We start from the raw sequence: 9,199 nt of genomic DNA on the forward strand, positions 1-9,199 counted from the left end.
TTTCAAATTCGCATCGAACTTTTAAGATAAAGAGACTGTTTTGTCACAGCCTCTTTTTTTATCTTAAATTCTTTAATTCGTCTTCCATTTCTTCTTTGTTCAACAGCTTATAACGCTTATCATCAATTGTTAGAAGATATTGCTCATCGAAATTATTGAATGTTTCTTCGAGTGAAAGGTCGTCGCCAATCTTATTACCCAATAATAATTTAACCAATGTATCAATTACGTGAACGGAACTAGCTAATTCATGTCTGATAATGTCATTAGTCATACCACGATACTTTTTAGTTACGAGCCAATGATCTTTTTGTTTAATCAATTCAAAGTTATAAATAGCCACTTGATTTTCATCTTCAAGTTCTTGAGCAATCAGTTGGGAAAACTCATTATAATTTTCAGGTGACATAAAGTTGTTGACTGAACTAACCTCATAGAGATGATTATTTTTCTTAGTTCGATAAATAACTGATGGAACTAGGAAATTCTCACCATCAGAAACTACCATTACTCTAGCAGAAGTGTTTGCTTGAAGATCAATATTCTTAATTTCTTGAGCACTAAATTGAAATACTCGACTGTCATCTTCTGTATCAACTAAATTCTTTGATAAATCAATGATATTTAAAATGCTATCACTGGGAATCAAGTTGAGAGCTTTCATTTCCATGTGAGGGTCATCGACTTCCACAATCTTTCGACGCATGGCTAGTGGTGCATTCCAGGGTTCACGTCCAATAATGATAGGTTCCAAACCATTTTGATCAATTGATTTGGCTAATTGGAATAAAACAAATTGTCTGATAGTTGTGTCAGTTTTTGAAGAGATTATTGGTGTGCGTACAATAATTTTTTTGCGGTCGCTTAACTTCAACTCATTGTTGATACCTGCGGTAACGAAGTAATTATGATTAGGATAATTCCTATTGGCCACAGATATAGCAGTTTTATTTTTTACAACTGTTTTAGTTACAATATCGGAACTATCTAATAGTAACTTGCTATGCCCCACTCCTTTGACACCCATTTCAACCATACGTTCGACATTGTGAACATCAATCTCACCTTCACGAATAATAAGACTGTTGTCAATGATATTTTGCAAAGCCGTTAAGTATGGCATATTGATACCGGTGATTTCTGATAAAACCGGTTTTTCAAAATTGCGACGCATTGCTTCCATTAAAACATCCAGCATCCAATTAGTGGGGTGAATGATTTTTTCAAATAACTCATCATCATCCAATTTACGTAATTCTTCATATCGATTGAAATTGTTATTCAATTTATCATTGAGTGCTCCCTTATTGAGAACCTCCTCTAAACTAAATCCATTTACAATAATACTAGAATTGGATGTTTTACTAGGTCCTAAATACTTTTGACCAGGGGCATTCCATTGAGGAAAACGTGAGGTAATGTGATCAACAAATGGTTCAGTTGCTCCATTAAAGAAATTACCTGCATCGAGTTGAAGCTTATCTAGATGAAAGCCAACACAAAGTTCCGCTACGGCTGTGGCAACGGGATAACTTGTTGCATATTCCAAAAACTTAGTTTCCTCACTTAAACGAGGGATAAATTCTGTAATATAACATTCATTAGTGACGTGATTATAGGCAAAATGAACGGTACAGACACCAATAATGTTGAAAACTCGAGCTAATTTTATTGAATAATTTCTTAAACGTTGTAGTTTTGAATCATTTAAAGAAATTGCTGGTGAAATTAAGTTTGAATCTAAATGATGAATACCGATGGGCTCGATATCCTCAATCGTACCTATTAAGGATGAATTATCAAAACTATCCCGTAAAATAGTAAAGGAGTATTCACTAAAGCCCCGAATACTTCTTTCAATTTCAATTTTAGTATCTTCCAAATCATCTAAGGCCATGAAATTATCAAGTTCAAACAGATTATTGATGTTGGTCCAGCCACTTGAATGACGATTGGAATAACGTCTTCTTGCAATAATTGGAAAACCGATTGAACGAATGAAGCTATAAATTTCTTTTTCATCATCCGAAGAAATAAAGTTAATAACTGGTAGTTTAGCTTTGTTTAGTCGTTTAATGAATAAATCACGTTTAAAAGTAGCCAAAGAAGAGGCATAATTAGCCCCTAAAATTTTAGTACTACCGATTTTACCATTTAAACTAGAAACGATTCCTAATGCGTTACGATCACCGACAGTAGGCAAAATGGCATCGGGATGATATTTTTGAACAAATTTTAATACATTATCACCACTAACCTTTTCGACAACTGTTTTATCAAAGAAAGTTCCCGAAGAGAGTAATGACGTTGGATCTTCAACAATAATTGAAGTTTTGTACCCTAATTGATGCAAAATGTCGACTGTATCATAAAGTGCGGTTGATAAATCAACATTTTTATCACTAATAGTTGGGCCGATGATTAGAATTGTATGTACTTCAGTTAATTCCATTGACTTCCAGCCCCCTCTTGTTGTTTCACTGAATCAATTAAATCGATAAATTCGTCGAAGACATAATATCCATCAGTTGGTCCAGGTGCAGCTTCTGGTTCAAATAATACACCCATAATTGGCAAATATTCGTGACGAATACCTTCAATAGTTCCATCAGCAACACAAATATTGGTAACAATGAAGTCGGATGAACCAATATATTTTTGATCTAAGGTGTAGGAATGATTGTGATTGACAAAATCAATTTTGCCACTGGCAACTTCCTTAACAGCTAGGGATGATTCGTGATGTGGTGTAGTCAGTTTTTCTATTTGGCAATCATTGGCTAGAGCTATTAATAGATTACCAAGACCAATACCCAAAATAGGATATTTCTTTTGCAAAACTTGAATACTCTTAATAACATTTGGCAAATCTTGTGGATTGCCTGGTCCATTAGAATAAATAATGCCATCAGGATGTAAATTTTCGATTTCTTTTGCTGTGGAATTATAATTAACGATAACTGAATTGCAATCACGATAGGATAATTGACGCAAAATGGAATATTTGAGCCCTAGATCGACGATAACAATCTTTCGTCCCATGTTGGGATTTGGATACGATTGACGAGTAGAAACTCTTTTAACTAGATCAGGGGGTAAAACTAAAGCTTTGATCTGATCAATAGCATGCTCGTCATGGGTATCCATGATACTAGCTTTCATTTCACCATGTTCAGCAATATGTCTGGACAAAGCTCTAATGTCGACATTCTTGATACCAGGTATTCGTAGACTGGTAATCCAATCTTCAAATGAAACTGAATTATCAACAGTTGAGATACTGGATGAACCAATAACAACACCCTTACATTGTGAATTGATAGATTCATAAAAATCTCGATTAATTCCTGAGCTACCAACAGAAGGAATTGTGAAAGCAATAATTTGACCCTCGGCATTAGGATCGGTTACGGATTGTTCAATTCCAGTACGATTATTTGATATTACCAATTGTCCCGTGGTAATGATAGAAGATCCGAATCCTTCTCCAGGAAACACAGTTCCGTCTTCTAAAATTAAATAACGTTTCATTCTATAGCAACTCCTCAAAAATTGTAGTTATTCGATTTCAATCTTATCTTCTCCATCGATTTCTTTCATTGAAACTTTGATTTTTTCCTTTTGAGAAGTTGGGATATTTTTACCAACAAAATCTGCTCGAATTGGTAATTCGCGGTGTCCACGATCTACAAGAACAGCCAAAGAGATTTTCTTAGGACGACCTGCACTCATCAAGGCATCCATGGCTGCACGGATAGTACGACCAGTGTATAAAACATCGTCTGTTAAAATAATATGTTTGTTATTGATGTCAATATCCAAGGGTTGTGTTTTTACATTGGAAATATCTTTCTCCTCGTGAGTTTTATCATCACGATACGGTGTGATATCAAGTTCAGCAACGGGAATCGAGATATTTTCCAATTGTTTTAATCTTGATTCGATACGATGAGCAACAAAGACACCTCGTGTTTTAATTCCTACAAGAACCAAATCCTCAATTCCCTTATTTCTTTCAATAATTTCATAAGTTATACGTGTCAAAGCTCTGGTCATTGTTTGACCGTCAATAATTTCTTTAGCCATATTTTTCCCTACTTTCAAAAAAGCACTCACAAAGTGAGTGCTTCAATTTATTTTATAATCGCACACAATTCTATTTGTAGATTATATCACGACTTAATGTTGAGAACGTAATTGCTCAAGAGTATCTTGAAAAATTTTTGGAGGTTCAATCGAAAATTGCATCCACACATGAGTTCTTGGATGTTCAAATCCAAGTGTTTGTGCATGTAGGAATTGGCCCTTACCAGGCAAGGTATTCTTTGGGCCGTATAAAGGATCTCCCGCAACGGGATGACCGATATATTGCATGTGAACTCTGATTTGATGAGTTCGACCAGTTTCCAATTTTAATTTTAGTAACGAATAGTCCTCAAACTGTTCCAAAACTTCAAAGTGAGTAACTGCATGGCGACCATCTTCTACAACAGCTTGTTTCTTACGATCGAATTTGGATCGACCTAATGGTGCAGTAATCTTACCTTTTTTCTCTTTAAAATTACCGTGAACGATTGCCAAGTATTCTCGTAAATTAGACTTCTCTTTTAACTGTTTCATCAAGGATTGTTTAGCTAAATTGTTCTTAGCAATCATTAAAAGACCGGAAGTATCCTTATCGATACGATGGACAATTCCTGGACGGATAACATCATCATCATTAATCTGACAATGATATAAGATAGCATTTACAAGCGTCTTATCTGGATGACCAGCCGCAGGATGAACTACCATCCCTTGAGGCTTGTTAACGACAATAACATCTTGATCTTCATAAACAACTTCAATCGGAATATTCTCTGGAACAGCCTTAATAGGCTCTTCTTCAGGAATATTAACAGTGATTTTATCGTTAGCTGTGATCTTATAGCCAGATTTGCTAACTGGTTGACCATTAACTAAAATGTTTTGATCTTTAATCAATTTTTGAATCTGTGATCTTGTCAAATCATCTAATTCACCATTCAAATAGGCATCCAAACGGTTCTTTTTTGGTTCATTGTATTCTAATTCAAAAGACTTACTTATTATTTTTCTCACCTGCTAGTTGGACAAACAAAGATACAATTATTAGTATTACACCAATCGTAATATAAGTGTCCGCTAAATTAAATATTGGAAAATTCATAAAATCTAAATTAAACATATCTACCACAAAATGTCTAGTGAAACGATCAATTGCGTTACCAATTGTTCCTGCTAATAGGAAAATTAACGCAAATCGATACATGTATTCAGTCTTAGCAGCTTTGATGAAGAGATAGACTAAAACGACTACGGCAATTATGGTAATTAGATAAAAGAACATCATCTTACCCTCAAGCATACTCCAAGCTGCACCAGTATTTGTGATATGTGTAATAGATAGGATTCCCGGGATAAATTCGTGGACACTCATTGGAGCAATATTACTCGTGACGTAATATTTTAGTCCTTGATCACCAATAACTAAGATCGCGCAAAGCAACCAATAAATCAACTGCACTAGAATAATCCTCCGATAGTTCCTTCATTATCAACGTCCATATTCAAAGCAGCTGGCTTCTTTGGTAAACCTGGCATTGTCATAATGTTTCCTGTCAATACAACCACAAATCCGGCTCCAAGCTTTGGGACGATGTCAGTGACATGAAGTGTAAAGTCTTTAGGACTACCTAGACGTTTAGGATCATCACTAAGTGAATATTGAGTCTTAGCGATACAGACTGGTAAATCATCCCAAGCGTTATCCTTCAAAATTTGTAACTGATTACGAGCCTTCTTACTGTATTCTACATTGTTAGCTCCATAAACTTCAGAGGCCATCGTAGCAATTTTAGCTTCAGTAGTTTCTTCGTCTTCGTAAAGACGTGTATATTGTGATTCTTTTTCAGTTGCTTTAACAACAGCCTTAGCTAAGGCCTGACCACCTTTACTTCCTTCATGATGAATTTCAGCTAATTGAACATCAACGCCAACTTCATCACAGAGACTAGTTAAGAGTTTGATTTCGTTATCTGTGTCAGTAGCAAACTTATTAATAGCCACTACAACAGGAACGTGATAATAACGCATATTGTGAATATGACGTTTTAGGTTCTTAAAGCCGAGATTTAAGGCGTTGAGATCCTCATTTTGAATATCTGTAAGAGCTTGACCACCGTTGTACTTCAAAGCACGGATAGTAGCTACAATCACGATAGCGTTAGGAGCATGACTCAATCTAGGGGCAACAATGTCCATAAATTTCTCACCGCCAAGATCAGCACCAAATCCGGCTTCAGTAACAGCGTAGTCGCCTAACTTCATAGCTAGCTTAGTAGCTAAAATACTGTTACATCCATGGGCGATATTAGCAAATGGACCACCATGAATGATAGCTGGTGTATTTTCAAGTGTTTGTACTAAGTTAGGTTTTAGAGCATCTTTTAATAGAACAGTGATTGCACCTTCAACATGTAAATCACGAACGAAAATTGGCTTTTTATCAAAAGTATAAGCGATAAGGATACTTGAGATTCTTTCTTTTAAGTCATCAATATCTTGTGCTAAACAAAGAACAGCCATTAATTCACTAGCAACAGTAATTTCAAAGTGTTCCTCACGAGGCATTGAGTTGAATGGACCACCTAAACCAATAACCGTATTTCTTAATGCACGATCATTGATATCTAAAGCACGTTTCCAAACAATACGTCGAGGATCAATATTCAATTGATTTCCTTGATGAATGTGATTATCAATTAAAGCTGCTAAAGTGTTAACAGCACAAGTTAAGGCGTGCATATCACCAGTGAAATGTAAGTTGATGTCTTCCATAGGAACGACTTGAGCATAACCACCACCAGTAGCTCCACCCTTCATTCCCATTACAGGGCCCAATGAAGGTTCACGTAAGGCCAGAACAGTCTTCTTACCAATTGATTGTAGAGAATCAGCTAGTCCAATAGCGACAGTTGACTTACCTTCTCCAGCTGGAGTTGGATTGATAGATGTAACTAAAATAAGTTTTCCATCGTCCTTTTCCATTGATTTGGTAATACTACGACCAGAAAACTTAGCTTTATAGTGTCCATATGGTTCAATATCATCTGGTGTCAAACCGATTTTATTGGCAATTTCGTTAATATTCTTCATATTATCGTGCTCATTTATTTGAGCAATTTCGATATCACTTGGAAATGACATTGCTTTCACCTGCTTCTTTTCTAATTAATTTTAAAATACCCTTTGTGGAAGTAATCTTAAATGGAAAATAATCGTGATTACTGAAATTAAATTCCAAAGTCCATTGGTTATTTGCCTTAATGTTAACATCTTTACTCTCAAAAATACGTGTTTTGTAATAAGGTTCCTTAATAACAACTTGACCATTTGTAAACTTTACCCAAGAGTTAGATATAATATAGATTACATAGACAGCGTCTAAGATCCAAATTAAAAATGGAACGATACTCAAAGACATTATCTCCAATTGTAAAATAATCCCCAAACATACAAGACTAAGTGCAAGCGACCACATAATTATCCCCCATGGTCCTGCTGGTTGAACAAAATGTTTCTTTGACATAATTTCTCCTGAAAGGTTTTTAATAAATATGATTAAATTGTACACCGATGCCGGATTAAATACTAATTTAAATCTAGGTGTCGTTAGCTTTGTAATAAGGATTGATAACAAAATTTATACTGACGCACAAGTTCAAAATTTTGATGATAATCACTTTTTAGAATTTCTGGCATTAAAAATAGCTTTAAAGAAAATTATAAAAAATGGTTGGAATGATGAGATAGTTTTAATTCATTCTGACAGCCAAATTGTAGTTGATAGTGTGGAAAAAAACTATTCCAAGCACTATCAACCGATATTAGATGAAATATTACAAAGTTTAGATCATTTTCCTAGTTATTTTATCAAGCATATTGCTGACAAGGATAATCGTGAAGCACATGCTTTAGTTCATCAAAAAATGTTAACTATCCGTAAATATCGTAGTTAATTTATTTCTAAATTTTGATAACTGTGCTAGTATAAAAGCGTTTCCAATTCAGATGAGGAGGTACTCTTTATGTACTACGTTGTTATGAAAGATCGCGATATTCGTGATAACCTTGCCACCGAACAATATTTAATGAATAACGTTGAATTCGATGAGCCCCTAGTTCTTTTTTACATTGAAAAACCTTGTATTATTGTCGGTCGTAATCAAAATACGATTGAAGAAATTAATAGTGATTATATAGCTGATAATCACATCACCGTTACCCGCAGAATTTCTGGTGGTGGTGCTGTTTATCAAGATTTAGGTAATCTTTGCTTTAGTTTTGTGGTTGATTCAAATGATAAGAATTTTGGTGATTTTAAATCATTCACACAACCAATTATTGATGCTCTTCATCAAATGGGAGCAACTACTGCTGAAGTTTCTGGTCGAAATGATCTACTAGTTGATGGTAAAAAATTCTCTGGTAATGCCATGTATTCTAGAAATGGAAAAACGTTCTCACACGGAACCTTATCACTTGATGTGGACTTAGATGTCTTAACTAAGGCACTTCACGTTCAAAAAGATAAGATTGCTTCTAAGGGTATTAAATCAATTAGAAGCCGAGTAACCAACCTACGTCCCTATTTAGCACCAGAATATCAAGATCTAACAACTGAACAGTTCCGTGACAAGTTATTATTGGAATTATTCCATGCTCAAAGTTTAGATGAAATTAAAGATAAGGAATACATTGTCACTCCTGAAGATCAGAAGCAAATTGATAAAATTAAAGAAGAATACTACTACAATTGGGATTGGATTTATGGTAAATCTCCTGCCTTTACCGCTAAACAGAGAAAACATTTTGATATGGGAACGGTTGACGTTCGTTATAATATTGAGAATGGTAAAGTTGAAAATATCGAGATTTATGGTGACTTCTTTGGTATGAAAGATGTTAACGATATTAAACAAAAGTTATTGAATATTAAATTTGATCGTGAAGATATTTTAAAAGTATTAGACCAATTTAATTTAGATGACTATTTCAAGGGAATTCCTGAAGTTGAACTATTAAAACTATTTACTCCATAATTTAGTTATATACGTGAAAAAAGGGCTGTACGATAAATAGAGTTGATAGGCATTTTGCCATCAACTCTATTTTTGTA

The 9,199-nt window shown here is 34.6% G+C and carries 9 protein-coding genes; 2 read left to right on the forward strand and 7 right to left on the reverse strand.

Annotated features, from left to right (window positions below):
- Positions 1-58 precede the first annotated feature (58 nt).
- The 7 genes from FD33_RS01440 to FD33_RS01470 form a co-directional block, all read right to left on the reverse strand.
- Positions 59-2,452, reverse strand: a complete 2,394-nt coding sequence (locus tag FD33_RS01440; RefSeq protein WP_025086014.1) for an ATP-binding protein — start codon at positions 2,450-2,452, stop codon at positions 59-61.
- Positions 2,443-3,531 carry a carbamoyl phosphate synthase small subunit gene (locus tag FD33_RS01445; RefSeq protein ID WP_025086015.1) on the reverse strand — a complete coding sequence of 363 codons (1,089 nt, stop codon included), beginning with the start codon at positions 3,529-3,531 and terminating at the stop codon, positions 2,443-2,445. Before FD33_RS01445 ends, FD33_RS01440 begins: the two co-directional genes overlap by 10 nt.
- A 27-nt stretch (positions 3,532-3,558) precedes the next feature.
- Positions 3,559-4,086: a bifunctional pyr operon transcriptional regulator/uracil phosphoribosyltransferase PyrR gene (gene pyrR / locus FD33_RS01450; RefSeq protein WP_025086016.1), complete on the reverse strand. Its 528-nt coding sequence runs from the start codon at positions 4,084-4,086 to the stop codon at positions 3,559-3,561.
- A 93-nt stretch (positions 4,087-4,179) separates the two neighbouring features.
- Positions 4,180-5,088, reverse strand: a complete 909-nt coding sequence (locus FD33_RS01455; RefSeq protein WP_056955693.1) for an RluA family pseudouridine synthase — start codon at positions 5,086-5,088, stop codon at positions 4,180-4,182.
- The gene (gene lspA, locus FD33_RS01460) at positions 5,081-5,545 is read right to left on the reverse strand and encodes a signal peptidase II (RefSeq protein ID WP_025086017.1); all 465 of its coding nucleotides are present in this window, start codon (positions 5,543-5,545) and stop codon (positions 5,081-5,083) included. The genes FD33_RS01455 and lspA overlap by 8 nt, the downstream gene beginning before the upstream one ends.
- On the reverse strand, positions 5,545-7,227 hold the full coding sequence (locus FD33_RS01465; RefSeq protein WP_056955692.1) for a formate--tetrahydrofolate ligase: 1,683 nt from the start codon (positions 7,225-7,227) through the stop codon (positions 5,545-5,547). Before FD33_RS01465 ends, lspA begins: the two co-directional genes overlap by 1 nt.
- Positions 7,211-7,609: an EbsA family protein gene (locus tag FD33_RS01470; protein ID WP_025086018.1), complete on the reverse strand. Its 399-nt coding sequence runs from the start codon at positions 7,607-7,609 to the stop codon at positions 7,211-7,213. The genes FD33_RS01465 and FD33_RS01470 overlap by 17 nt, the downstream gene beginning before the upstream one ends.
- Before the next feature lie 28 nt (positions 7,610-7,637).
- Here FD33_RS01470 and FD33_RS01475 point away from each other — a divergent pair, with 28 nt between their 5' ends.
- Positions 7,638-8,039 (forward strand): reverse transcriptase-like protein, encoded by a 402-nt coding sequence (locus tag FD33_RS01475; RefSeq protein WP_025086019.1) that lies wholly within the window; start codon positions 7,638-7,640, stop codon positions 8,037-8,039.
- Between the two features lie 69 nt (positions 8,040-8,108).
- Entirely contained in the window at positions 8,109-9,122 is a 1,014-nt protein-coding gene (locus FD33_RS01480; protein WP_025086020.1) for a lipoate--protein ligase, read from the forward strand.
- The last annotated feature ends 77 nt before the right edge of the window (positions 9,123-9,199 follow it).

Source organism: Companilactobacillus paralimentarius DSM 13238 = JCM 10415 (assembly GCF_001434985.1).
GTDB lineage: Bacteria > Bacillota > Bacilli > Lactobacillales > Lactobacillaceae > Companilactobacillus > Companilactobacillus paralimentarius.